Genomic DNA, 23,313 nt, shown 5'->3' on the forward strand with positions numbered 1-23,313 from the left:
CAGACTGACGACGAGACCCTATGGCCAATCCCAGCGCTAGCGCCTATAACGCAGACGCCATCGAAGTCCTCTCGGGCCTTGACCCGGTCCGCAAGCGGCCGGGCATGTACACCGATACCAGCCGCCCCAACCACCTGGCCCAGGAAGTCATCGACAACAGTGTTGACGAAGCCCTGGCTGGCCACGCCCGTTCTGTGCAGGTCATCCTGCATGCCGACCATTCGCTGGAGGTCAGCGACGATGGCCGCGGCATGCCGGTGGACATCCACCCGGAAGAGGGCGTGTCCGGTGTCGAGCTGATCCTTACCAAGCTGCATGCCGGCGGCAAGTTCTCCAACAAGAACTACCAGTTCTCCGGGGGGTTGCACGGTGTGGGTATCTCGGTGGTCAACGCCCTGTCGACCCAGGTACGTGTGCGCGTCAAGCGCGACGGCAACGAATACCAGATGACCTTCGCCGATGGCTTCAAGGCCAGCGAGCTGGAAGTGGTCGGCTCGGTCGGCAAGCGCAACACCGGTACCAGCGTCTACTTCAGTCCAGACCCGAAGTACTTCGACTCACCCAAGTTCTCCATCAGCCGCCTCAAGCATGTGCTCAAGGCCAAGGCCGTGCTGTGCCCGGGGCTGCTGGTAAGCTTTGAAGACAAAGCCAGCGGCGAGAAGGTCGAGTGGCACTATGAAGACGGCCTGCGTTCTTACCTGGTCGATGCGGTCAGCGAGTTCCAGCGCCTGCCTGACGAGCCGTTTTGCGGCAGCCTGGCGGGCAACAAGGAAGCCGCAGACTGGGCGTTGCTGTGGTTGCCAGAAGGCGGCGGCAGCGTCCAGGAAAGCTACGTCAACCTGATCCCCACTGCGCAGGGCGGCACCCATGTCAACGGCCTGCGTCAGGGCCTGCTGGATGCCATGCGCGAGTTCTGCGAGTTCCGCAATCTGCTGCCGCGTGGGGTGAAGCTGGCGCCGGAGGACGTGTGGGAGCGCATCTCTTTCGTGCTCTCGATGAAAATGCAGGAGCCGCAGTTCTCCGGGCAGACCAAAGAGCGCCTGTCGTCGCGCGAGGCGGCTGCCTTTGTCTCCGGCGTGGTCAAGGACGCCTTCAGCCTGTGGCTCAACGCCCACCCCGAGCTGGGCATGCAACTGGCAGAACTGGCCATCAGCAACGCCGGGCGCCGCCTGAAGGCCAGCAAGAAGGTCGAGCGCAAGCGCATCACCCAGGGCCCGGCTTTGCCGGGCAAGCTGGCCGATTGCGCCGGCCAGGACCCGATGCGTGCCGAACTGTTCCTGGTCGAGGGTGACTCGGCGGGTGGCTCGGCCAAGCAGGCACGGGACAAGGAATACCAGGCGATCCTGCCGCTGCGCGGCAAGATCCTCAACACCTGGGAAGTGGACGGTGGCGAAGTTCTGGCCAGCCAGGAAGTGCACAACATCGCCGTGGCCATCGGTGTTGACCCGGGTGCCACAGACCTGGCGCAACTGCGTTACGGCAAAGTCTGCATCCTCGCCGACGCCGACTCTGACGGCCTGCACATCGCCACGCTGCTGTGTGCGCTGTTCGTCCAGCACTTCCGTGCGCTGGTGGAGGCGGGGCATGTGTACGTGGCCATGCCACCGCTGTATCGCATCGACCTGGGCAAGGAAATCTACTACGCCCTCGACGAAGCCGAGCGTGACGGCATCCTCGACCGCCTGGTGGCCGAGAAGAAGCGCGGTAAACCGCAGGTTACCCGCTTCAAGGGCCTGGGTGAGATGAACCCGCCGCAACTGCGTGAAACCACCATGGACCCGAACACCCGGCGCCTGGTGCAGCTGACCCTGGATGACGTCGAGGCCACCTGCGAGCTGATGGACAAGCTGCTGGCCAAGAAGCGCGCAGGTGACCGCAAGAGCTGGCTGGAAACCAAAGGCAACCTGGCCGAGGTCATGGTTTGATTCGGCACGTTCTTGCCGTTTGCGTTGCGTTGGTTGCCCTGCCTGCCCTGGCGGGTAACTGGCCCGAGCTGAAGCTCACTGCCGAGCACCCGATTGACGGCATGCGCGGTGGCAACTTGTCCGGCCTGGCGCAATGCCGGGGCGGGCTGTGGGGCGTGTCCGACCGCGACGACGACCGCATCTACCGCTTCGACCAGCAGAACCCGACGTGGCGCGCGCAACCGCTAACCTTTACCCCGCCATCGCCTCCGGAAAGCGGCCTGCCATGGGGCCTGAAATCGCGTAATTGGGCGGCCTCGTACATTCGCGGGGGCGAGCTGGATTTCGAAGGTATCACCTGTGACCAGGCGGGTAACCTGTACCTGGCCAGTGAAGCCCATGCCGCCGTATTGCAGTTACCGGTACAAGGCGAGCCGGACTGGTTGAAGATCGACCCGGCCATGGTGCGCCAGGCCCGCGCCAGCGGCATGCTGCTGAACTTCAATGCCTTGTTCGAAGGCCTGGCGATCAACCCGGCGGGCGACCGCCTGTGGCTGGCCGCCGAACGCGAGCGCCGTGGCCTGGTGGCCATCGAGCGCCAGCAATCGGTGTGGACCTGCGGACGCAGCTGTGTGCTGCTGAGCGAGGCCGGAGTCGAGATGCAGCCTGCACAAATGCCCAATACCAGGGCGCTGTCGCGCGATTTTGCCGACCTGGCCTGGTTCGAGGGCAAGCTCTTCACCCTCGAACGCAATGCTTACCGGGTCTGCCGGCGTGATACCGACAGCGGTCAGGTCGAGCGCTGCTGGTCGTTTGCGGCCGACGCCCTGGCCGAGGCGCGCCGATACCCGCAACCATTCGGCCTGGCCGAAGCCCTTGTGATTGATGCCAAGGGCGCATGGATCGGCCTGGACAACAACAACGGCGCCCGGGCCGATGGCGAGACGCGCCCGATTGTCTGGCGCTTCGCTGCACCGGAAGGTGGCTGGAGCGCCAAACCATGAGCCAGGCGCCGGGCAAGCGGGCGGGCAGGGTACTGATGATCGTCGCCTGGGCGGCGGCACTGTTCCTCGCCACGCGCTTTTTCGGCCAGTGGGAAGACAGCCAGCGCAACCCTAATGCCCAGGTGCAGTCCGAGCACGGCGAAGGCTTTGTCGAAGTGCGCCTGCTGGGCAACGGCCAGGGCCACTTCATGGTGGATGGCGCGATCAACGGCCAGGCGGTGCATTTCATGCTCGACACCGGTGCCACCGATGTGGCGATCCCCGAGGCGCTGGCCCGTGACCTGAACCTTGAGCGCGGCAGCCCGGTGTTGCTCAGCACCGCCAATGGCCGCACCGAAGGCTACCGCACACGCCTGGTCAGCCTGCAACTGGGCGATATCCGCCTGCAGGATGTGCGCGCCATCGTGGTGCCGGGGCTGGACGGGCAAACCGTACTGCTGGGCATGAGTGCCCTGAAACAACTTGAATTTACCCAGCGCGGCGGCACCATGCTGCTACGCCAGAACCTGAAATGACGAGGCCCGCATGAGCGACTCACTGGAACTCAGCCTGGACGGTGTCGAACGCCGCTCGCTGGCTGACTTCACCGAACAGGCCTACCTCAACTATTCCATGTACGTGATCATGGACCGCGCCTTGCCGCACATCGGCGATGGCCTGAAGCCGGTGCAGCGACGCATCGTCTATGCCATGAGCGAGTTGGGGCTCGATGCCGATGCCAAGCACAAGAAGTCGGCGCGCACCGTCGGTGACGTGCTCGGCAAGTTCCACCCCCACGGCGACTCGGCCTGCTACGAGGCCATGGTGCTGATGGCGCAACCGTTCAGCTACCGCTACACCCTGGTCGACGGCCAGGGAAACTGGGGGGCGCCGGACGATCCGAAGTCGTTCGCCGCCATGCGTTATACCGAGGCGCGGTTGTCACGCTACGCCGAAGTGCTGCTCAGCGAAGTTGGCCAAGGCACCGTGGATTGGGTACCGAACTTTGACGGCACCCTGCAGGAGCCGGCCGTGCTGCCGGCGCGCCTGCCCAACATCCTGCTCAACGGTACCACCGGTATCGCCGTGGGCATGGCCACCGACGTGCCGCCGCACAACCTGCGTGAGGTGGCCAGCGCCTGCGTGCGCCTGCTCGACGAGCCCAGGGCCACCATCGAGCAGCTGTGCGAGCACATTCAGGGGCCGGACTACCCCACCGAGGCGGAAATCATCACGCCGCGGGCAGAAATCCTCAAGATGTACGAAAGCGGCCGCGGCTCGATCCGCATGCGTGCCGTTTACCGCGTCGAGGATGGCGATATCGTTGTGACTGCACTGCCACACCAGGTCTCCGGGGCCAAGGTGCTGGAGCAGATCGCCGCACAGATGCAGGCCAAGAAACTGCCGATGGTGGCGGACCTGCGTGACGAATCCGACCACGAGAACCCGTGCCGCATCGTCATCATCCCGCGCTCCAACCGTGTGGATGCCGACGAACTGATGCAGCACCTGTTCGCCACCACCGACCTGGAGAGCAGCTACCGGGTCAACGTCAATATCATTGGCCTGGACGGCCGCCCGCAGTTGAAGAACCTGCGTGCAATATTGGTGGAATGGCTGGAGTTCCGCACCAACACTGTTCGCCGGCGGCTGCAGCATCGCCTGGACAAGGTGGAAAGGCGCCTGCACCTGTTGGACGGTTTGCTCACCGCATTCCTCAACCTGGATGAAGTGATTCACATCATTCGTACCGAGGAGCACCCCAAGCAGGCGCTGATTGCCCGTTTCGAGCTGAGCGAAATCCAGGCTGAGTACATCCTCGAGACCCGCCTGCGTCAGCTGGCGCGCCTGGAAGAGATGAAAATCCGCGGCGAGCAGGACGAACTGCTCAAGGAACAGGCCAAGCTGCAGGCGCTGCTGGGCAGCGAGGCCAAGCTGCGCAAGCTGGTGCGCAGCGAACTGATCAAGGATGCCGAAACCTACGGCGACGCGCGCCGTTCGCCCATCGTCGAGCGCGTCGAAGCCAAGGCCCTTTCGGAAAACGAACTGATGCCGACCGAGCCGGTCACCGTGGTGCTGTCGGAGAAGGGCTGGGTGCGTTGCGCCAAAGGCCACGACATCGACGCCACCGGCTTGTCGTACAAGGCCGGCGATGGCTTCAAGGCCGCTGCGGCCGGGCGTTCCAACCAGTTTGCCGTGCTCATCGACTCTACGGGCCGCAGCTACTCTGTGGCTGCTCACAGCTTGCCGTCGGCACGTGGTCAGGGCGAGCCGCTGACCGGCCGCCTGACGCCACCGCCAGGGGCCACCTTCGAGTGCGTGCTGTTGCCGGACGACGACGCGCTGTACGTGGTGGCCTCGGATGCGGGCTACGGCTTTGTGGTCAAGGGTGAAGACTTGCAGGCCAAGAACAAGGCCGGCAAGGGTTTACTCAGCTTGCCCAACGGTGCCAAGGTCATGACCCCGCGCCCGGTGGCCAATCGCGAGCAGGACTGGCTGGCAGCCGTGACCACCGAAGGTCGCTTGCTGGTGTTCAAGGTCAGCGACTTGCCGCAGCTGGGCAAGGGCAAGGGCAACAAGATCATTGGCGTGCCGGGCGACCGGGTGGCCAGTCGTGAAGAATATGTCACCGATCTGGCCGTTATTGCCGAAGGTGCGACCCTTGTATTGCAAGCCGGCAAGCGTACCCTTTCTCTGAAAGCGGACGACCTGGAGCATTACAAGGGCGAGCGCGGACGGCGAGGCAGCAAGCTGCCACGCGGCTTCCAGCGCGTCGATGGGTTGCAGGTGGAAGTGCCGGCGTAACGTGCAGAAATGTCTGGAACGGCAATTTCAGCGCCGTTCCGGGCAGAAATGCTGGAGTCGGACGGTTATTTCGCGGATGATATGGCCCTTGCGGTGCCGACGTAGTCGTGTGCCCGTTTGAATCTATATGTATCACTGCGGTGGCCTATAGGCGACCGCCTGGATGGGATGATGAAACTTCTGCGCCTTCCATTTGCGCTGTTGATGACTGGCCTGCTGGGCCTTGGCGGGTGCACCATGCATCAGCCGGTTGCCTTGTACCAGCTCGACAGTGGTGATCCTGGCCAGCCTTCGCAGAGTGCAGGCATGGCCGTGGTGCTCGGCCCGGTATCGGTAGCCGATTACCTGCAGCGTGAGACGTTCCTGCAGCGTCAAGCCGATGGCAGCCTGAGCGCGGCGACTGACGGCCGTTGGGCGGGTAGCCTTTCGTCGGATATCGACCAGTTGCTGGTGCGTCAACTGGCCTGGCGCCTGGACAGCCAGCGCGTTGTGCTGGCGCCGGCGACCGCTGGCTTCAGCCCGGACGTGCAGGTACTGTTGTCGATCACGCGCCTGGACTCGGGCAAAAACCAGCCGGCCATCCTGGATGCCCAGTGGCGTCTGCTGGACCGCCGGGGCCATGTGCGTGACAACCGTATCGTTCACCTCGAGCAGCAGCATGAGGGTAGCGAGTCGTCGCAGGTACAGGCTCAGGGCCAACTGCTGCAGAAGCTGGCTGAACAGCTGAGCACCGCAGTCAAGCCGCTGGCCAACCAGCCGGCGATTGCCGAAGAAGCCCCGAAAAAGCCCGCTGCACCGGTGCAGGTGAAGAAGGGACCGGAGAAGTCCAAGATTCCGATGGCCTCGCCGATTCGCACCGACATGGAAGTTTATCGGTTCTGATTCAACAGCCATCCACAAAAAAGCCCGCATAGGTTGCGGGCTTTTTTGTATCTAAAGGATAGATGCGGACTTTGTGGGAGCGGGCGTGCCCGCTCCCACAGGGGAAACTGTCAGGCGCGGCGTTCGTGCATGCGGGCCAGCTGGCGCTCCAGCATCGACGGGTAAGGCTCCATCAAGCGCTCCACACAGCAGGCGCCTTCTGGGCTGGCAATCGGGCGAATGCGGGCGCGCTGGCGAATCAGCGCGTCATCGCTGATCTGCCGCTCCACCAGCAACAGGTTGCGGCTGTGCTGTGACAGCGCCAGGGCATCCTGGGCCTTTTCGGTCATCAGCAGGTCCACCAGCTCCAGCCCTTGCAGGTCGTTGCCCAGGACCAGGCCCAGCTGCAGCTGAAGGGTGATGCCGCTGTCAGCCACTTCGATCTGCAGGGCATGACCCAAGGCGCGCAACAGCTCACCGCAGCAGATGGCGTTGGTCAGGTAGTCCTCGCCACAGTCGCGGCTGTGGAACAGCACCAAGGTGCTGCCGTCGTTGAGCGTGTGGGTTTCACCGTCATAGAGCGAGGCTGCATGCTCCAGGCAATCGCGGTAGCGTTCGGTCAGCTCGGTCAGGCGTGTGCGGGGCAAACGGCGCAGTTGTTCCTGCGAGCCCAGTTGCACGGCAAGTACGGCGCTGTACTGCGGCTCGTCAGACTCGACCGGGGCGGCTTTGGGCGCACTGTCGTCGTCCAGCAGGCCGGCAAAGGCGTCGTCATCTTCCTCAGCCAATGCGGCAACCCTGGGACGCGACGCAGCCGTGGAGGCCGGTGCTGTGTCGTGGAAGTCGTCGAAATGCTCGTCGTCCTCCTCCTCAAGCTCTGGCTCCGGCGGTGGCGGCGGGGCCAGGCGCGCATGCAGCTGGCGCGCGATGTCGCCGATCTCGTCCTGGCGGTCTGTGGCCGGGGTATAGGGTTGCGGGTCACGCAGCCACACCCGCAACTGCAGCAGCGGCAGGGTGATGAAACGGCCCTGTCGCAGGCTCAGGCTGAGGGCCAGGGCCAACAGGATGGCCGCCATGATCCCCATGCTCTGCAGGCTGATCAGCATCGGTTGCTGGAACTGGCTCATGTCCAGGCTGATGCGCAGTTGCCCGGCTGTCACGTCCTGGAAGGTGATCTTGGTCTGGTACAGGCCCTCCGCCTCGCCCAGCAGGCTATTGCGCGGGCGCTGGCCGGCTTCGGCGAGGATACGGTTGTCCACGCTATAGATAGCCGCGTGGGCCACCAGCGGGTTTTTCACCAGGTTGCCCAGCAGCACATTGAGACTGAGGATGTCGTTGGACACCAGCAGCTCGGTCGCCGAGGTGGCGGTCTGGGTGGTCAGGCTCTGGCCAAGGGCATCGGCCTGCTCGTGCATGGCCTGCTTGAACTGCAGGCCCATCACGCAGGCATAGATCACCAACGCCAGCGCGACCAGGAAGATGTTGGTGCAGGCGATGCGCAATGCCAGCGGCACGCGGCGTTGACTCAGGGCACGATAGATCATCAGGAAGAAATTGTCTGGTTTGACGGGCGTGGGCCGGTTCACTGAGCTCGGCTCTTAATGGCAGAAAGTGTGGGGCAGTATAGCGACCCCGGTTTTGTCGGCAAAGTATCGTTGGCGCCCGATGGTCACGGAAAATCGGTAGAATGCGCATTTTTCATCGAAGTCGGAGCCAGGTTGTGCGCGAAATCGTCCTGATCAACATCACCGGTGAGGACCGTCCCGGTCTCACTGCGGCAATCACCGGCGTCCTGCTGCAGGGCGGTGTGAGCATCCTCGACATAGGCCTGGCAGTCATGCACGGCACTTTGTCGTTCGGTATCCTGGTCGACATCCCCGACAACGAAGTGGCTACCGCCCTGCTGCAAAGCGTACAGGCCAAGGCCCACGAACTGAACCTGCAGGCCCGCTACACGCCTATTTCCGAGGCTGACTACCAGCACTGGGCTGACGGCCAAGGTGAAGCGCGCCACATCGTCACCCTGCTCAGCCGCAAGATCACCCCCGAGCAACTGCAGCGGGTGAGTGCGGTGATCAGCCAGTACGGGCTCACCATCGAGCGCATCGAGCGTTTGTCTGCGCGCGTGGCGCTGGATGCCGAAACCGAAAAAGGCAAGGCGGCCATCGAGATCTCCGTGCGTGGCGCACCGAGCGATGCCCAGGCCCTGCGTGCCGACTTCTTTGCCCTGGCCGAAGCGCTGAGCGTCGATATCGCCTTCCAGAAGGACGACCTGTTCCGCCGTAACCGCCGCCTGGCGGTGTTCGACATGGACTCGACGCTGATCGAAGCCGAAGTCATCGACGAACTGGCCAAGGCGGCCGGCGTGGGTGAGCAGGTGGCGGCCATCACTGAGCGGGCCATGCGCGGTGAGCTGGACTTCCGCGCCAGCTTCAAGGAGCGCATGGCGCTGCTCAAGGGCCTGGATGTGGGTGTGCTGGACGAAATCGGTGCCTCGCTGCGCCTGACCGAGGGTGCCGAAAACCTGTTCGCCGAGCTCAAGCGCCTGGGTTACAAGACCGCGATCCTGTCCGGTGGCTTTACCTACTTCGCTCGCCAGGTGCAGGCGCGCCTGGGCATCGACTATGTGTTTGCCAACGAGCTGGAAGTGGTCGACGGTAAAGTGACCGGCGTAGCTGTCGAGCCGATCGTCGATGCCCAGCGCAAGGCCGAGCTGCTGCAAAAGCTGGCCCACGAAGAAGGCTTGCAGCTGGAGCAGACCATTGCCGTGGGAGATGGCGCTAATGACCTGCCGATGCTGTCGCTGGCCGGCCTGGGCGTAGCGTTCCGCGCCAAGCCGCTGGTGCGCCAGTCTGCCAAGCAGGCGATTTCCACCCTGGGGCTGGATGGCGTGCTGTACCTGCTGGGCCTGCGCGACCGCGACGCGCGCGGTTAGTTTGCCGTTTAATCTTCAGCGCCTGTGAGATCGAGCGCCGCCCGCGCGGCGCTCGATCTCACAGGCGCTGAAGAACCCGCGCCGATCACCTCGAAGCAAAAACCACGGTCAAGCCTGTGCAGGCGCCGCCAACAGCTGCCCCATGCGCACTGCAGAACCAGCGCCCAGGTTCTCGGCCCACTTCACCTGCTCCGGCCCGAACAGCACAATGGCGGTCGAGCCCAGCTTGAAGCGGCCCAGCTCGGCACCTTTCTCTAGGTGGATCGGCGCACGGCTGGCTTCGTCGTAACGGAAGGTCTTCAGCTCACGCTTGGGCGGCGTCACCAATCCAGCCCACACGGTTTCGATCGAGGCGACGATCATCGCACCCACCAGCACCACGGCCATCGGCCCGCGCTCGGTGTCGAACAGGCAGACCACGCGTTCGTTGCGGGCAAACAGCTCGGGAACGTTCTCTGCGGTGGTCTGGTTGACCGAGAACAGACGACCCGGCACATAGACCATTTCGCGCAGGGTGCCGGCCAGCGGCATGTGCACGCGGTGGTAGTCCTTGGGCGAGAGGTAGATCGTGGCAAACTCGCCGCCCATGAACGGCGCTGCCATGGCCGGGTCGCCGCCCAGCAGCTCTTGCGCGCTGAAACCGTGGCCCTTGGCCTGGAAGATGCGACCGTGCTCGATCGGGCCGAGCTGGCTGACGGCACCGTCGGCCGGGCACAGGATGGCGCCTGGGGTTTCGTCCAGCGGGCGGGCGCCCGGCTTCAGGGCGCGGGTGAAGAACGCATTGAAGTGCTCATAAGCGCTCAAGTCCTCGACCAGGGCTTCAGACATGTTGACCTGATAGCGTTTGGCGAACCAGGCGGTAAAGGCATTCTTGAACCAGCGCACGCGGCACTCGGCAATGCAGCCGGCCAGCCGCGACAGCAGGTGGTGCGGCAGCAGGTACTGGCTGATGATGAACAAACGGGATTTCATGCAGGTTCCTTAAACTTCTACAGGCGTGTCCGGGTGGTTGCCCCATTCGCTCCACGAGCCGGCGTAGGCCTTGACGCGTGGGTAGCCCAGGGCCTTGGCCACCAGATAAGTGAAGCCGGAGCGGCGGTGGGTCTGGCAGTGGGTGATCACTTCCTTGTCAGGAGTGATGCCCAGTTGCGCGAGGACTTGTTTGATGTCCTGGCGAATGCGCAGGTTGTCGTTGAGGTCCATGCCGGCTGTCCACTCGAAGTTGATAGCGCCGGGGATGTGACCGCCCTTGGCTGCCAGTACCTTCTCGCCGTTGAATTCCTGCGGGCCGCGAGCGTCCCAGATGACCAGGTCATCGGCGCCCAGGCGGCTTTGCAGGTACTCGCGGGTGGCGGTGGGCGCGTTGTCGATACGCAGATGCACCGGGCTGTTGCTGCTGGCGGGCACTTCGGTGGACAGCGTGTCTGCCGGCCAGGCCTGGATACCGCCATTGAGGTAGTGATACGCCTTGTGGCCAATCACGTCGAGCAGCCAGATGAAGCGCCCGGCCCAGCCACCGCCTTCATCGTCGTACACCACATAGACGGCGTCGTCGCGGTGGCCGAGTTCGCTGAACAGTTTTTCCAGCTCGCCCTGCGGCGGCAGCAGGCCGGGGGCAGGAGGCTGGCCAAGCTGGGTACGCTTGCCTTCGACAAAGCGTGCGCCGGGGATGTGCCCGCTGACATAGCGGTTGGCACTGCTCAGGTCGACCAGGATCAGCTGTGGCGAACCCAGGCGTGGCAGCAGGTCAGCCGCTTCGATCACCAGGGGCAGGCCGGAAAAGTCAGTCATCCACGGTCTCCAGTGTGGAAAGAGGGGCGATTGTAGCGCAAGGCTCAGCCCTTGCGGTTGGCAAACACCGACAGTGCCCGCTCGGTGCATTGCGCGGTCTTGCCGAAGGCCTGCACGCTGATGTCGGCCAAAGGCCGGCAGCCTTGGTCGGCCACCATCAGCATAAGAACCTGGTCATTCACCGCCAGCGAGCGCAGCAGCACGTGCTCGCTGCGGAACAGGGCACGCAGCGGGGCTGGCAGCAAGGCCGAGAACTGGCTGTGGTTTTCCGGAGTGATGCGCAGTTGCCCGGCCTGGGCCATCAGCTTTTGCAGCAGTTTGTTTTGTGACACCGGCAAGGCCAAGGCACCTGCCTCGTTGGGTAGCCCCGCAATCTGCTGCACGCGCAGGCTGTCGCTGGCCTTGTCCAGGCTCAGCAGCATGATGCGTTGCATGCCGCAGGCCAGCAGGGCTTCGCGGGCCTGGGTAGCCAGGTGCACGGTGTTGGTGAACGGGCTGGGCTGTGCCAACAAGTCCTGGCACAGCTTGCGCCAGCGCGCCAGGTCGTCGCTGCTGGGCGGTGGCGGCGCCAGCATGTCCGGGTGCGGGCGGCGCTGGTGCCAGGGCCAGATCAGCGCCTCAGCCGGGTGGAACAGGGCATGCCTGGCGTGGCGGCGGGCGCTGGCGGCAGCCTGCTGGTGTACTTGCTGCTGCACGTCTTCCAGCGAAGTTTGCAGGTACAGCGCAGTCAGCAGCTGCCAGCGCAGCAGGTGCGGGTTGTCCCAGCCCACTTGCGCCGCCAGCGCAAGGTTGTTGGCCAGCAGCACGGTGTTGGCCGGCTGGTTGAACCAGCGGCGCAGGCCAGGCTCGGCGTCCAGGCGGTGTTGCTGGCTGAGCAGGTCTTCGTCGCGGGCGATGTTGAGCACCAGGGCCAGTTGATCGCGTTCTTCCAGCAGCAGGCGGTAACCTTGTGTCACCCACTGCGGCAGGCGCCAGTACTCCGCCATGGTCTGGCACAGCGCCATGATGCGCACGCCAAACAGCTCATCCTCTACCAGGGCGGCGTCCTCGCCCTTGTGGATAACCCGAAGCTCCCAGGTGTCAAGCAGCTTGGGGTAGGCCAGTGCCAGCGGCCACAGTGGAGACAGGAAAAGCAGGCTTCCCCAGTTAATTTCCTGCCACAGGCGTGCCAGGCGGCTGGCAAACAGGCCGCTGGCCTGCTGCGAAGCGTGCTGGCTGATCAGCTGGAACTGGCTCAGTACGGGCGGTATTTCTTCGACGGGCAGCGCGGGCAGGCGCTTGAGCAGTTGCTCGCTGCGCTCCAGCCCCAGGCGATTCAGGGCCACCTCCAGGCTTTCGGCGGGCTCGGCCTGGCTGGCGTTGGTGGGATGGTTTGCTTCGCGCATCACCGAAAGCACCAGCGCCGGGCTATCTTGCATCAGTTCGGCGATATCGCGCAGCGAGCGGCGGCTGTCGTGAATGGCAGCCATGACCCGGTCGTAGCTGTGCTTCGGCACGGGGATGCGAACACTCTCTAGCAGCTTTACCCAGGCCTCTAGCGTACGCGGGGCCTGAGCGGGCACCTTGGTTTCGATTGGCATTTTGACATCAGTCCGAACTGGCTTTTCGCATTGAGTGGCTATAGTCTGGCGCAGTTCTGCCGATAAGTAGAAGAAGAGTTTTAAAGCTCCCGTCTCTTCCCCTGACCACGACAGCAAGTGCTTTGAACCTATGGCTAAAATTATCGGCATCATCGTCGTATTCGCGAGCGTGCTCGGCGGCTACGTGCTCTCCCACGGCAAGATCGCGGCGCTGATCCAGCCGTTCGAAGTTCTGATCATCGGCGGTGCCGCCTTTGGTGCATTCCTGCAGGCCAACCCTGGCCACATGACCATGCACGTCATCAAGAAGTCGATGAAGATGTTCGGCTCGCGCTTCACCCACGCCTACTACCTGGAGGTACTGGGCCTGGTGTACGAGATCCTCAACAAGAGCCGTCGCGAAGGCATGATGGCCATCGAGGCCGACATCGAGGACGCCGCCGCCAGCCCGATCTTCGCCAAGTACCCGACAGTACTGGCCGATGAGCGCATGACCGCGTTTGTCTGCGACTACCTGCGCATCATGTCCACCGGCAACATGGCCCCGCACGAACTCGAGGGCCTGTTCGACATGGAGCTGCTGAGCATGAAGGAAGAGCTGGAGCACCCGTCCCATGCGGTGACCGGCATCGCTGACGGCATGCCCGGTTTCGGTATTGTCGCGGCGGTACTGGGTATCGTGGTGACCATGGCCTCGCTGGGCGAGGGCGACCAGGCGGCCATCGGCATGCACGTGGGTGCGGCGCTGGTCGGTACCTTCTTCGGTATCCTGGCTGCCTATGGCTTCTTCGGCCCGTTGGCCAAGTGCCTGGAGCACGATGCCAAGGAGGAGCTGAACCTCTACGAATCGATCAAGGCTTCGCTGGTCGCCTCGGCCTCGGGCATGCCGCCTTCGCTGGCCGTCGAGTTCGGGCGCAAGGTGCTGTACCCCATGCACCGCCCAAGTTTCGCCGAGCTGGAACAAGCGGTTCGCGGTCGCTGAGTCATGGAAAACAACCAGCCCATCATCGTCAAGCGCGTCAAACGCTTTGGCGGCGGCCACCACGGCGGCGCCTGGAAAATCGCCTTTGCCGACTTTGCTACGGCAATGATGGCGTTCTTCCTGGTGCTGTGGTTGATGTCCACAGCCACCCCGGAGCAGAAAATCGCCATTGCCGGCTACTTCAAGGACCCGATCGGCTTCTCGGAAAGCGGCACGCCCTATGTCATCGACCTGGGTGGCTCACCTGAACTGGCACCGGAAAAAACCATCAACCCGGAAGTCAAATCCGAGCCGATGCCCGAGTCCACGACCCAGCTGAGCAAGGACCAGGTCGAGACCATGGCCGAGCAGGTCGAGCGCGAGCGCCTGGAGTTGCTGCTGCAGGAGCTGCAGAACAAGGTAGAAGAGAACCCGCAGCTGCAGAAGTTCAAGGACCAGATCCTGTTCGAGATCACCCAGGACGGCCTGCGCATCCAGATCATGGATGCCGAGAACCGGCCGATGTTCGACATCGGTAGCGCCCGCTTGCAGCCGTACTTTGAAGACATCCTGCTGGCCATGGCCGACACCATCAAGGCGGTGCCGAACAAGATCAGCATCAGCGGCCACACCGATGCCAAGCCGTATGCCGGCAGTGGCGAGTTCGGCAACTGGGAGTTGTCGGCCAACCGTGCCAACGCTGCGCGCCGTGCACTGGTAGCCGGTGGTTACCCGGATGGTCAGGTGGCGCGGGTGGTGGGTTATGCCTCGTCGTCGCTGTTTGACCGCAAGGACCCGTTCAACCCGGTCAACCGCCGTATCGATATCATCGTGCTGACCAAGAAGGCCCAGCGCAATATCGAGGGTGAGCAGGGTGCGCCCGAAGCGCCGGCCGCCGACCCTGCTGCACCGCCAGCCACTGGCGCTGCGCCAGGGGCTGGCGTGCCGGATGCCCCAGGGGCAGCGGAACAAGCGCCGATGCAGCCGCGTGAGCTGCGCCAGAAGCTGAACATCTTTGAAGATGGCACGCTGAAGATGGATGAGGCCAAGGAGCAGTAAACGGCTTTTTTTGTGCGGGCGACTGCTCTACACAAAACCTGAACGCTGGCGCGATCAGTGTGGGAGCGGGTTTACCCGCGAAGCATCCAGCGCGGTGGATGGCACCGGCGTTGCCGGTGTTCGCGGCTAAAGCCGCTCCCACAGGGGATCGCGGCAGCTTTCATTTCAAGCGTTTCAGTAGCTGTCTTCTGTCAGGCTGGCGATGATCGAGCGGTAGCTGTTCATGCGTTGCGGCGTGATGCGCCCCTCGTCCAGTGCCTTGAGCAGCGCGCAGCCCGGTTCGCGGTCATGCTTGCAGTCGCGGAAGCGGCAGGTGCCGAACAGGTCGCGGAACTCGATGAAGCCATCTTCCACGTCGTCGCGGCTGACATGGCCAAGGCCAAACTCACGGATGCCCGGCGAGTCGATCAGGTCGCCGCCATTAGGGAAGTGGTACAGCCGTGCCGTGGTGGTGGTGTGGGTGCCCTGGCCAGACCATTCCGACAGGTCGCCGACACGGGTGCCCGCGTCCGGCAGCAGGCTGTTGACCAGCGACGACTTGCCCACCCCGGACTGGCCGACGAACACACTGATGTGGCCGTCAAGTAGTTGCTGCAGGCGCTGCATGCCGTCGCCCTGGTGTGCCGATACTTCCAGCAGCGGGTAGCCCAGTTCGCGGTAAACCTCCAGCAGCGCATGCAGGCCGGGGCCGTTCTCGTCGTTGATCAGGTCGGCCTTGTTCAGCAGCAGCAGCGGCCGCAGGCCGGCGTGCTCGGCCGCTACCAGGTAGCGGTCGATCAGGTTCGGGTGCGGCTCCGGTGCCGGGGCGAACACGATCACGATCAGGTCGACGTTGGCTGCCACCGGCTTGAGTTGCCCGTGGTTGTTCGGCCGGCACAGCTCGGTGCTGCGTGGCATCTGCGCCACGATCACGCCAATACCCTGGTTGCCCGCACGCCACACGACACGGTCGCCGGTGACCAGCGCCGGCAGGTTGGCCCGCAAATGGCAGCGGAACACCTGGCCTGCGGTTTCGCCATCCTGGGCTTCAACTTCTACCTGCACGCCGAAGTGCGCGATCACCAGGCCCAGTTGCTCGGGCCCCAGGTCGCCGCCCTCCAGTTCCTGCAGCGCATGCTGCTCGCGTTTGGCGGCGCGAGCGGCGCGCTCGCCCTGGATTTTTTCGATCCGCCAGTTTTGGCGGCGATTGAGCTGGCGTTTGGCCATGAAGGTACCGTGAGAAAGGCCCGGGTAGGGCATTGAAAACGGCTGGCAGTTTAGCACGCCAGGCGCTGGACCATTCCGCTTACCTTTGATGCAGTGAATGGGTTTGCTTTGACCACTAGGCTAATATGACGGCCTATATGAGGAGCCCCTGCATGCAAAACCCACAGAACCTGATCTGGATCGACCTGGAAATGACCGGCCTGGATCCGGACAGTGATGTCATCATCGAGATGGCCACCATCGTTACCGACAGCGAGCTGAACACCCTGGCTGAAGGGCCGGTGATCGCCATCCATCACAGTGACGAAGTGCTGGCGCGCATGGACGAATGGAACACCCGTACCCACGGTGCTTCGGGCCTGACCCAGCGCGTGCGCGAGAGCAAGCTCAGCATGGCAGAAGCCGAAGCGCAGACCATCGCCTTCCTCGAGCAGTGGGTGCCCAAAGGCAAGTCGCCGATCTGCGGCAACAGCATCTGCCAGGACCGCCGCTTCCTCTATCGCCACATGCGCAACCTGGAAAACTACTTCCACTACCGCAACCTGGATGTCTCCACCCTGAAGGAACTGGCCGCGCGCTGGGCGCCGGGCGTGCGTGACAGCTTCAAGAAGGGCAACACCCATTTGGCGCTGGACGATATCCGCGAATCGATCGCCGAACTGCGTCACTACCGCGAGCACTTCATCAAACTGTGAGCCCACAAGGCGCGGATATTGTATCTGCGCCCCCTTTTGGTGCCTTGGGCAACTGGTTAGACTGCGCGCCTTTCCTGCACGGACCCGCGCCATGTTGTTGATGCTCTACCTCATCGCTATCACCGCCGAAGCCATGACCGGCGCGCTGTCTGCCGGGCGCCGCGGCATGGACTGGTTCGGCGTGGTGCTGATCGCCTGCGTCACCGCCCTGGGTGGCGGCTCGGTGCGCGACGTGCTGCTCGGGCATTACCCGCTGACCTGGGTGAAGCACCCGGAATACCTGGTGCTGACCAGCTTTGCGGCGTTGCTGACCATCTTCATTGCGCCAATGATGCGCCGCCTGCGCTCGCTGTTTCTGGTGCTCGATGCCCTGGGGTTGGTGGCCTTTACCTTGATTGGCTGCATGACTGCACTCGAGATGGGGCAGGGCATGCTGGTGGCGTCGATCAGCGGGGTGATTACCGGGGTGTTTGGTGGGATCTTGCGCGATATCTTCTGCAACGACATTCCACTGGTGTTCCGCCGTGAGCTGTATGCCAGCGTGTCGTTTGCGGCGGCCTGGTTCTACCTGGGGTGCGTGTATTTCAAGGTGCCGGCAGAGCAGGCGATGCTGCTGACCTTGTTTGGCGGGTTTCTGGTGCGGTTGCTGGCTATCCGCTTCCACTGGGAAATGCCCAAGTTCCACTACAACGACCAGCAGTAGGTCATTTTCAGCCCTGATGCAGTCTTTGTGGGGCGGGTGGTTACTGGATGTTGTGCCGGGCCAAAGCCCACTCCACATGCTCGCGCACCAGTTCTGATTCATCCTCGCGGCGGGCCTTCAGGGCCTCGATCACAGGAATGGTGGAAGGCGCATTGCCCAACCCCACCGCCAGGTTGCGCAAGAACCGCTCATACCCCGCCCGCCGCAACGGCCCGCCCTCGGTCTTGCGCAGGAAGGTACGTTCATCCCACAGGAACATCTGCGCCAACTCGGCATTCTCCAGCCCATGCCGTGGCTGGAAGTCCTGTTCCTGGCTGTGCTTGGCAAAACGGTTCCAGGGGCAGACGATCTGGCAGTCATCGCAACCGAACACCCGGTTGCCCATCATTGCCCGCAACTCGACAGGGATCGCGCCCTTCAGTTCGATGGTGAGGTATGAGATGCAACGCCGGGCGTCCAGCACATAAGGCCCGACAAATGCCTGGGTCGGGCAAATGTCCAGGCAGGCCTGGCAGCGCCCGCAATGCTCGCTGGTGGTCGCTTCGTCCACCGGCAACGGCAGGTCCACAAACAGCTCGGCAAGAAAGAAGTAACTGCCCGCCTTGCGGTTGAGCAGCAAGGTGTTCTTGCCGATCCAGCCCAGCCCGGCCTGTTCGGCCAGGGCCTTCTCCAGCACCGGGGCGCTATCGACGAATGCGCGGTAACCGAACGGGCCGATAGCCTCCTGAATGCGGTCGGCCAGGAACTGTACGCGCTTGCGCACCAGCTTGTGGTAGTCCCGGCCCAGCGCATAGCGCGATATGTAGGCCTTTTCCGGCTGCGCCAGGCGCTGCGCCATCTGTGTGTCGCCGGGCAGGTAGTCCATGCGCAGCGAGACCACCCGCACCGTGCCGGGAATCAGTTGGTCGGGGTGCGAGCGCTTGCTGCCGTGCGCGCCCAGGTACTCCATTTCGCCCTGGTAGCCGGCATCGAGCCAGCGCTGCAGGTGGTGTTCGTGTTCGCCAAGGTCGACCCCGGCGATGCCGACATGGGCAAAACCGAGTTCCTGGCCCCAAATCTTGATCGATTGGGCCAGTTGGGCGAGGTCAGGTGTGCAGCTGGACATGGATGGGTAAGGCAATACGGGCTCAGGTGCGTATAATTCTGCCAGACAATGGAGCCTTTGACCCCATGCCGCAGACCAAACACCCCAGCCATGCCCCGCAACTGCTCAGCAGCGTGACCGTCGCGCACCTGCCGACACGGCATGCGCATGCCCATAAAGGCGACTTCGGTCATGTACTGGTGGTCGGTGGCGACCTTGGCACAGGCGGCGCTGTGCTGTTAAGCGCTGAAGCCGCCCTGCGCTGTGGCGCCGGGCTGGTCAGCGTGGCGACGCGCCCTGAGCATGTCGGCGCGAGCCTGGCCCGTCTGCCCGAAACCATGTGCCTGGGTGTCAGCTCGGCCAACCAGCTGATGGGCGTGCTGGAGCGCGCCTCGGTACTGGTGGTTGGCCCGGGGCTGGGGCAAGCGGCGTGGGGGCGTAGCCTGCTGTCGGCAGTGGCCAACGCCGAGCAGCCGCAGGTATGGGACGCCGATGCCCTGAATTTGCTGGCGCGTACCCCCCTGGCCCTGCCCAGTGGCAGTATCCTCACCCCGCACCCGGGGGAGGCGGCGCGGCTGCTGGGCATTTCCACCGAGGCGGTGCAGGCCGACCGCCAGGGCGCTGCGCGCAAGCTGGCGCGCCGTTACAACAGCGTCTGCGTGCTCAAGGGGGCCGGTACCCTGGTCGCCGACCCCGCCGGGCAACTGATGCTGTGCGAGCGAGGCCACCCGGCGATGGCCGGGGCCGGCTTTGGCGATGTGCTGACCGGTGTGCTGGCGGCCTTGCTGGCCCAAGGGCTGGACGCCTGGCAGGCCGCTGGGCTGGGTGTGTGGTTGCATGCCTGTGCGGGGGAGCGGTTGGGTGTACAAGGTAGAGGCCTGGCGGCCAGTGATCTGGCGCCGGTCATTCGTGAGTTTCTGGAGGAGCATTCTGCGTGTCTGGCATAACCCTGTTTCTGGCCGATGAAGATGCCACGGTCAAGTTTGGCGCAGCCCTGGCCGAGGTGACCGGCGGTCGCGGCGTGATCTTTCTTGAAGGCGACCTGGGTGCGGGCAAGACTACGCTTTCCCGAGGGCTGATCCGTGGCCTGGGCCATACGGGTGCAGTGAAAAGCCCGACCTTCACCGTGGTCGAACCCTACGAAATCGGTGAGGTGCGGGCCTTCCACTTCGACCTGTATCGCCTGGTCGATCCGGAGGAACTGGAGTTCATGGGAATCCGTGACTATTTCGAAGGCGACCCGCTGTGCCTGTTCGAGTGGCCACAAAAGGGTGCGGGCGTTTTGCCAAAGCCTGACCTGACCATTACCATGACCCCCCAAGCGGGCGGACGCTCGCTGATCCTTTCGCCGCAGGGGGCTCGCGGCGAGGCCTGGTGCGTGGCACTGGCCAAACACTATAAACAGTAAGTGGGGTAGGTATGCGCATACGCGCACTGGTTGCCATCGTTGGGCTGCTGCTGACAACGGTGACCGTTGACGCTCTGGCCGTCACTCAAGTCAAGAGCGTGCGCCTGTGGCGCGCGCCAGACAACACGCGGCTGGTCTTCGACCTGTCTGGCCCCGTGCAGCACAGCGTCTTCACCTTGAGCGCGCCTGATCGTCTGGTTATCGACATCAATGGCGCCACGCTGGCCGCGCCATTGAACGTGGCCACCTCCAACACGCCGATCAGTAGCGTGCGTTCAGCCCAGCGCACCCCCACCGATCTACGGGTGGTGGTAGACCTGAAAAAGTCGGTCACCCCGAAAAGCTTTACGCTGGCGCCGAATGCCCAATACGGCAATCGGCTGGTGGTCGACCTGTACGATCAGGAAGCCGACGCTATTGCGGCCAGCGCGCCACCTCCGGCGCCCGTGCCGGTGCAGACGCCGGCGACCACGCCAGCGGTGCCGGTATCCCCGGCCCAGCCCGCCATCAAGTTGCCGCCGGTGCCTAGCGGCAAGCGTGAAATCGTGGTTGCCATCGACGCCGGCCACGGTGGCGAAGACCCGGGTGCGTCCGGTTCGCGTGGCCAGCATGAAAAAGACATCGTGCTGCAGATTGCCAAAGAGCTCCAGCGCCAGATCAACAGCGAAAGAGGCTTTCGTGCCGAGCTGACCCGTACGGGCGATTACTTCATTCCGCTGCGCAAACGCACGGAAATCGCCCGCAAGAAGGGGGCCGACCTGTTCATCTCGATTCACGCCGACGCCGCGCCGTCGCGTGCTGCATTTGGTGCCTCGGTGTTCGCCCTGTCTGACCGCGGCGCCACCTCCGAGACCGCGCGCTGGCTGGCCGACACGGAAAACCGTTCTGACCTGATCGGCGGTGCTGGCAACGTCAGCCTCGATGACAAGGACCGGATGCTGGCCGGCGTGCTGCTGGACCTGTCGATGACTGCCACGCTCAGCTCCAGCCTCAATGTGGGGCAGAAGGTGCTGGGCAACATGGGCCGTGTCACCTCGCTGCACAAGCAGCGTGTGGAACAGGCCGGCTTCATGGTGCTGAAGTCGCCAGATATTCCGTCGATCCTCGTTGAAACCGGGTTCATCTCGAACAACAACGAAGCCGCCAAGCTGGCCACCGCCAGCCATCAGCAGGCCTTGGCCCGTTCGATCCATACCGGTGTGCGCCAGTACTTCCAGCAGAACCCGCCGCCGGGTACCTATATTGCCTGGCTGCGTGATACCGGCAAGCTTGCCGCCGGCCCACGTGAGCACACAGTGCGCCCTGGCGAGACCCTGGCGATGCTCGCCGTGCGTTACCAGGTCAGCGTGGCCAGCCTGCGCAACACCAACAGCCTCAAGACGGATGAGCTGAAGGTCGGCCAGCGCCTCGACATCCCTGCTACCACATTGGCCGCGCAATGAGTGGCGGTTCGCGCATCCAGCTGCTCAGCCCGCGGCTGGCCAACCAGATCGCCGCCGGCGAGGTAGTCGAGCGGCCGGCCTCGGTTGCCAAGGAGCTGTTGGAAAACAGCCTGGACTCCGGTGCCCGACGTATCGACGTGGACGTGGAGCAGGGCGGCGTCAAGTTGCTCAAGGTGCGGGACGATGGCAGTGGTATTTCTGCTGACGACCTGCCGCTGGCCCTGGCCCGTCACGCCACCAGCAAGATTCGCGAGCTGGAAGACCTTGAAGGGGTATTGAGCCTGGGTTTCCGTGGCGAGGCCCTGGCGTCGATCAGTTCGGTGGCGCGCCTGACCCTGACTTCGCGTACCGCCAATGCCAGCGAGGCCTGGCAGGTCGAAACCGAAGGCCGTGACATGACCCCGCGCGTGCAGCCGGCGGCGCACCCGGTGGGTACCTCGGTAGAAGTTCGCGATCTGTTCTTCAATACCCCGGCGCGGCGCAAATTCCTCAAGGCTGAAAAAACCGAGTTCGATCACCTGCAGGAAGTGATCCGCCGGCTGGCGCTGGCGCGTTTCGACGTCGGCTTTCATCTGCGCCACAACGGCAAGAGCATCCTCAGCCTGCACGAGGCCCATGACGAAACGGCCCGGGCGCGGCGGGTAGGCGCCATTTGCGGCCCCGGTTTCATGGAGCAGGCGCTGCCGATCGACGTCGAGCGCAACGGCCTGCGCCTGTGGGGCTGGGTTGGCCTGCCGACCTTCTCGCGCAGCCAGGCAGACCTGCAGTACTTCTTCGTCAATGGCCGTGCGGTGCGCGACAAGCTTGTTGCCCACGCTGTGCGCCAGGCCTACCGTGACGTGCTGTTCAATGGTCGGCACCCCACATTCGTGCTGTTCCTGGAGCTGGAACCCAACGGCGTCGACGTCAATGTGCACCCGACCAAGCACGAAGTGCGCTTCCGCGAGGGGCGCTCGGTGCACGACTTCCTGTATGGCACCCTGCACCGCGCATTGGCCGATGTGCGTCCGGAAGACCAGTTGGCCGCGCCTGCCGCCGTACCTGAGCTGATCCGCCCCACCGGTCAGCAGGCCGGTGAGTTCGGCCCACAGGGCGAAATGCGCCTGGCTTCGCCAGTGCTTGAACGGCCTCAGGCGCCGCAGCATGCGATCTCCAACGGCGGCAGTGGCGCCGGTTACCAGTATCAATACACCCCACGCCCTTCGCAGCCGCTGCCGGCCGCCGAGGCACAGGCGGTGTATCGCGAGTTCTACAAACCGCTGGAAGGCGGTGCGGCACCGGTCACGACGTTGCCCGAAAGCCAGGGTGATATTCCCCCGCTGGGCTACGCACTGGCGCAGCTCAAGGGCATCTATATCCTGGCCGAGAACGCGGTTGGCCTGGTGCTGGTGGACATGCACGCTGCTCACGAGCGCATCATGTACGAGCGCCTCAAGGTGGCCATGGCCAGCGAAGGCCTTAGCGGCCAGCCGCTGCTGGTGCCCGAAACCCTGGCCCTGAGCCAGCGTGAAGCTGATTGCGCCGAAGAGCATGCGCAGTGGTTCCAGCGCCTGGGCTTCGAACTGCAGCGCCTGGGCCCCGAGACGTTGGCGATACGCCAGATTCCGGCCTTGCTCAAGCAGGCCGAGGCCAACCGCCTGGTTCAGGATGTGCTCGCCGACCTGATGGAGTACGGCACCAGCGACCGTATTCAGGCGCACCTCAATGAATTGCTTGGCACCATGGCCTGCCACGGCGCCGTGCGCGCCAATCGGCGCCTGGCCATTCCTGAAATGAATGCCCTGCTGCGCGACATGGAAAATACCGAGCGCAGTGGCCAGTGCAATCATGGCCGTCCCACCTGGACCCAGATGGGCCTGGACGATCTGGACAAACTCTTCCTGCGCGGTCGATGAA

20 protein-coding genes are annotated in these 23,313 nt (G+C 63.9%); 14 read left to right on the forward strand and 6 right to left on the reverse strand.

The genetic code is table 11. The annotated features are described in order from the left end of the window. Nucleotides 1-20 precede the first annotated feature (20 nt). From parE to CKW35_RS16860, 5 genes are all read left to right on the forward strand, one after another. Nucleotides 21-1,925: a DNA topoisomerase IV subunit B gene (parE, locus tag CKW35_RS16840; RefSeq protein WP_095116439.1), complete on the forward strand. Its 1,905-nt coding sequence runs from the start codon at nucleotides 21-23 to the stop codon at nucleotides 1,923-1,925. Then, entirely contained in the window at nucleotides 1,922-2,908 is a 987-nt protein-coding gene (locus CKW35_RS16845; protein WP_095116441.1) for an esterase-like activity of phytase family protein, read from the forward strand. The genes parE and CKW35_RS16845 overlap by 4 nt, the downstream gene beginning before the upstream one ends. After that, nucleotides 2,905-3,423 carry a TIGR02281 family clan AA aspartic protease gene (locus CKW35_RS16850; RefSeq protein ID WP_060516852.1) on the forward strand — a complete coding sequence of 173 codons (519 nt, stop codon included), beginning with the start codon at nucleotides 2,905-2,907 and terminating at the stop codon, nucleotides 3,421-3,423. The genes CKW35_RS16845 and CKW35_RS16850 overlap by 4 nt, the downstream gene beginning before the upstream one ends. A 10-nt stretch (nucleotides 3,424-3,433) precedes the next feature. Beyond that, the gene (gene parC, locus CKW35_RS16855; RefSeq protein ID WP_095116443.1) at nucleotides 3,434-5,692 is read left to right on the forward strand and encodes a DNA topoisomerase IV subunit A; all 2,259 of its coding nucleotides are present in this window, start codon (nucleotides 3,434-3,436) and stop codon (nucleotides 5,690-5,692) included. A 171-nt stretch (nucleotides 5,693-5,863) separates the two neighbouring features. Continuing rightward, on the forward strand, nucleotides 5,864-6,574 hold the full coding sequence (locus CKW35_RS16860; RefSeq protein ID WP_016489461.1) for a membrane integrity-associated transporter subunit PqiC: 711 nt from the start codon (nucleotides 5,864-5,866) through the stop codon (nucleotides 6,572-6,574). Nucleotides 6,575-6,684: 110 nt separating this feature from the next. On the opposite strand, the gene CKW35_RS16865 is transcribed toward CKW35_RS16860, so the two are convergent. After that, nucleotides 6,685-8,139, reverse strand: a complete 1,455-nt coding sequence (locus tag CKW35_RS16865; RefSeq protein WP_016489460.1) for an AhpA/YtjB family protein — start codon at nucleotides 8,137-8,139, stop codon at nucleotides 6,685-6,687. 134 nt (nucleotides 8,140-8,273) lie between these two features. Between CKW35_RS16865 and serB the strand changes: the two genes are divergently transcribed. After that, entirely contained in the window at nucleotides 8,274-9,488 is a 1,215-nt protein-coding gene (serB, locus tag CKW35_RS16870; protein ID WP_060516846.1) for a phosphoserine phosphatase SerB, read from the forward strand. Between the two features lie 108 nt (nucleotides 9,489-9,596). Here serB and asd read toward each other — a convergent pair whose 3' ends face one another. The 3 genes from asd to CKW35_RS16880 are packed head-to-tail and all read right to left on the reverse strand — an operon-like array spanning nucleotide 9,597 to nucleotide 12,859. Then, nucleotides 9,597-10,460 carry an archaetidylserine decarboxylase gene (asd, locus tag CKW35_RS28610; RefSeq protein WP_024717361.1) on the reverse strand — a complete coding sequence of 288 codons (864 nt, stop codon included), beginning with the start codon at nucleotides 10,458-10,460 and terminating at the stop codon, nucleotides 9,597-9,599. 9 nt (nucleotides 10,461-10,469) lie between these two features. Beyond that, the gene (locus CKW35_RS28615) at nucleotides 10,470-11,279 is read right to left on the reverse strand and encodes a rhodanese-like domain-containing protein (protein ID WP_016489457.1); all 810 of its coding nucleotides are present in this window, start codon (nucleotides 11,277-11,279) and stop codon (nucleotides 10,470-10,472) included. Nucleotides 11,280-11,323: 44 nt separating this feature from the next. Continuing rightward, on the reverse strand, nucleotides 11,324-12,859 hold the full coding sequence (locus CKW35_RS16880; RefSeq protein WP_095116447.1) for an HDOD domain-containing protein: 1,536 nt from the start codon (nucleotides 12,857-12,859) through the stop codon (nucleotides 11,324-11,326). A gap of 130 nt (nucleotides 12,860-12,989) precedes the next feature. Here CKW35_RS16880 and motA point away from each other — a divergent pair, with 130 nt between their 5' ends. Together motA and motB are read left to right on the forward strand one after the other, a co-directional pair. Continuing rightward, nucleotides 12,990-13,841 carry a flagellar motor stator protein MotA gene (motA, locus tag CKW35_RS16885; RefSeq protein WP_016489455.1) on the forward strand — a complete coding sequence of 284 codons (852 nt, stop codon included), beginning with the start codon at nucleotides 12,990-12,992 and terminating at the stop codon, nucleotides 13,839-13,841. A 3-nt stretch (nucleotides 13,842-13,844) separates the two neighbouring features. Further along, entirely contained in the window at nucleotides 13,845-14,879 is a 1,035-nt protein-coding gene (motB, locus tag CKW35_RS16890; RefSeq protein WP_016489454.1) for a flagellar motor protein MotB, read from the forward strand. 174 nt (nucleotides 14,880-15,053) lie between these two features. Here the strand turns inward: motB and rsgA are convergent, their stop codons facing one another. After that, nucleotides 15,054-16,085 (reverse strand): small ribosomal subunit biogenesis GTPase RsgA, encoded by a 1,032-nt coding sequence (gene rsgA, locus CKW35_RS16895; RefSeq protein WP_016489453.1) that lies wholly within the window; start codon nucleotides 16,083-16,085, stop codon nucleotides 15,054-15,056. Between the two features lie 152 nt (nucleotides 16,086-16,237). Between rsgA and orn the strand changes: the two genes are divergently transcribed. Together orn and CKW35_RS16905 are read left to right on the forward strand one after the other, a co-directional pair. After that, complete coding sequence (orn, locus tag CKW35_RS16900; RefSeq protein WP_016489452.1) at nucleotides 16,238-16,780, forward strand: oligoribonuclease; 543 nt, start codon at nucleotides 16,238-16,240, stop codon at nucleotides 16,778-16,780. 91 nt (nucleotides 16,781-16,871) lie between these two features. After that, nucleotides 16,872-17,483, forward strand: a complete 612-nt coding sequence (locus tag CKW35_RS16905) for a trimeric intracellular cation channel family protein (protein WP_003249516.1) — start codon at nucleotides 16,872-16,874, stop codon at nucleotides 17,481-17,483. 40 nt (nucleotides 17,484-17,523) lie between these two features. Here the strand turns inward: CKW35_RS16905 and queG are convergent, their stop codons facing one another. Then, nucleotides 17,524-18,588: a tRNA epoxyqueuosine(34) reductase QueG gene (queG, locus tag CKW35_RS16910; RefSeq protein WP_016489451.1), complete on the reverse strand. Its 1,065-nt coding sequence runs from the start codon at nucleotides 18,586-18,588 to the stop codon at nucleotides 17,524-17,526. 65 nt (nucleotides 18,589-18,653) lie between these two features. Between queG and CKW35_RS16915 the strand changes: the two genes are divergently transcribed. Genes CKW35_RS16915 through mutL form a run of 4 tightly spaced genes read left to right on the forward strand, consistent with a single transcriptional unit; the run spans nucleotide 18,654 to nucleotide 23,312 of the window. Next, nucleotides 18,654-19,514 carry an NAD(P)H-hydrate dehydratase gene (locus CKW35_RS16915; protein ID WP_024717362.1) on the forward strand — a complete coding sequence of 287 codons (861 nt, stop codon included), beginning with the start codon at nucleotides 18,654-18,656 and terminating at the stop codon, nucleotides 19,512-19,514. Then, a complete protein-coding gene (gene tsaE, locus CKW35_RS16920; protein ID WP_016489449.1) occupies nucleotides 19,502-19,975 on the forward strand; it encodes a tRNA (adenosine(37)-N6)-threonylcarbamoyltransferase complex ATPase subunit type 1 TsaE in 474 nt (157 codons plus the stop codon). The genes CKW35_RS16915 and tsaE overlap by 13 nt, the downstream gene beginning before the upstream one ends. An 11-nt stretch (nucleotides 19,976-19,986) precedes the next feature. Then, nucleotides 19,987-21,417, forward strand: coding sequence for an N-acetylmuramoyl-L-alanine amidase (locus tag CKW35_RS16925; RefSeq protein ID WP_016489448.1), 1,431 nt, complete (start codon nucleotides 19,987-19,989; stop codon nucleotides 21,415-21,417). Next, the gene (gene mutL / locus CKW35_RS16930) at nucleotides 21,414-23,312 is read left to right on the forward strand and encodes a DNA mismatch repair endonuclease MutL (RefSeq protein ID WP_060516842.1); all 1,899 of its coding nucleotides are present in this window, start codon (nucleotides 21,414-21,416) and stop codon (nucleotides 23,310-23,312) included. Before CKW35_RS16925 ends, mutL begins: the two co-directional genes overlap by 4 nt. The last annotated feature ends 1 nt before the right edge of the window (nucleotide 23,313 follow it).

Origin of the sequence: Pseudomonas sp. Irchel 3F3, assembly GCF_900187545.1 — a bacterium.
Lineage (GTDB): Bacteria > Pseudomonadota > Gammaproteobacteria > Pseudomonadales > Pseudomonadaceae > Aquipseudomonas > Aquipseudomonas fortuita.

What these genes read in the sequence shown, in the direction of transcription:
- parC (WP_095116443.1), top strand. Translation starts at nt 3,434, where the DNA reads ATGAGCGACTCACTGGAACTCAGCCTGGACGGTGTCGAACGCCGCTCG.
- CKW35_RS16850 (WP_060516852.1), top strand. Translation starts at nt 2,905, where the DNA reads ATGAGCCAGGCGCCGGGCAAGCGGGCGGGCAGGGTACTGATGATCGTC.
- CKW35_RS16880 (WP_095116447.1), bottom strand. Translation starts at nt 12,859, where the DNA reads ATGCCAATCGAAACCAAGGTGCCCGCTCAGGCCCCGCGTACGCTAGAG.
- motA (WP_016489455.1), top strand. Translation starts at nt 12,990, where the DNA reads ATGGCTAAAATTATCGGCATCATCGTCGTATTCGCGAGCGTGCTCGGC.
- parE (WP_095116439.1), top strand. Translation starts at nt 21, where the DNA reads ATGGCCAATCCCAGCGCTAGCGCCTATAACGCAGACGCCATCGAAGTC.
- CKW35_RS16925 (WP_016489448.1), top strand. Translation starts at nt 19,987, where the DNA reads ATGCGCATACGCGCACTGGTTGCCATCGTTGGGCTGCTGCTGACAACG.
- CKW35_RS16905 (WP_003249516.1), top strand. Translation starts at nt 16,872, where the DNA reads ATGTTGTTGATGCTCTACCTCATCGCTATCACCGCCGAAGCCATGACC.
- mutL (WP_060516842.1), top strand. Translation starts at nt 21,414, where the DNA reads ATGAGTGGCGGTTCGCGCATCCAGCTGCTCAGCCCGCGGCTGGCCAAC.
- queG (WP_016489451.1), bottom strand. Translation starts at nt 18,588, where the DNA reads ATGTCCAGCTGCACACCTGACCTCGCCCAACTGGCCCAATCGATCAAG.
- CKW35_RS28615 (WP_016489457.1), bottom strand. Translation starts at nt 11,279, where the DNA reads ATGACTGACTTTTCCGGCCTGCCCCTGGTGATCGAAGCGGCTGACCTG.
- CKW35_RS16860 (WP_016489461.1), top strand. Translation starts at nt 5,864, where the DNA reads ATGAAACTTCTGCGCCTTCCATTTGCGCTGTTGATGACTGGCCTGCTG.
- asd (WP_024717361.1), bottom strand. Translation starts at nt 10,460, where the DNA reads ATGAAATCCCGTTTGTTCATCATCAGCCAGTACCTGCTGCCGCACCAC.
- rsgA (WP_016489453.1), bottom strand. Translation starts at nt 16,085, where the DNA reads ATGGCCAAACGCCAGCTCAATCGCCGCCAAAACTGGCGGATCGAAAAA.
- motB (WP_016489454.1), top strand. Translation starts at nt 13,845, where the DNA reads ATGGAAAACAACCAGCCCATCATCGTCAAGCGCGTCAAACGCTTTGGC.
- CKW35_RS16915 (WP_024717362.1), top strand. Translation starts at nt 18,654, where the DNA reads ATGCCGCAGACCAAACACCCCAGCCATGCCCCGCAACTGCTCAGCAGC.
- orn (WP_016489452.1), top strand. Translation starts at nt 16,238, where the DNA reads ATGCAAAACCCACAGAACCTGATCTGGATCGACCTGGAAATGACCGGC.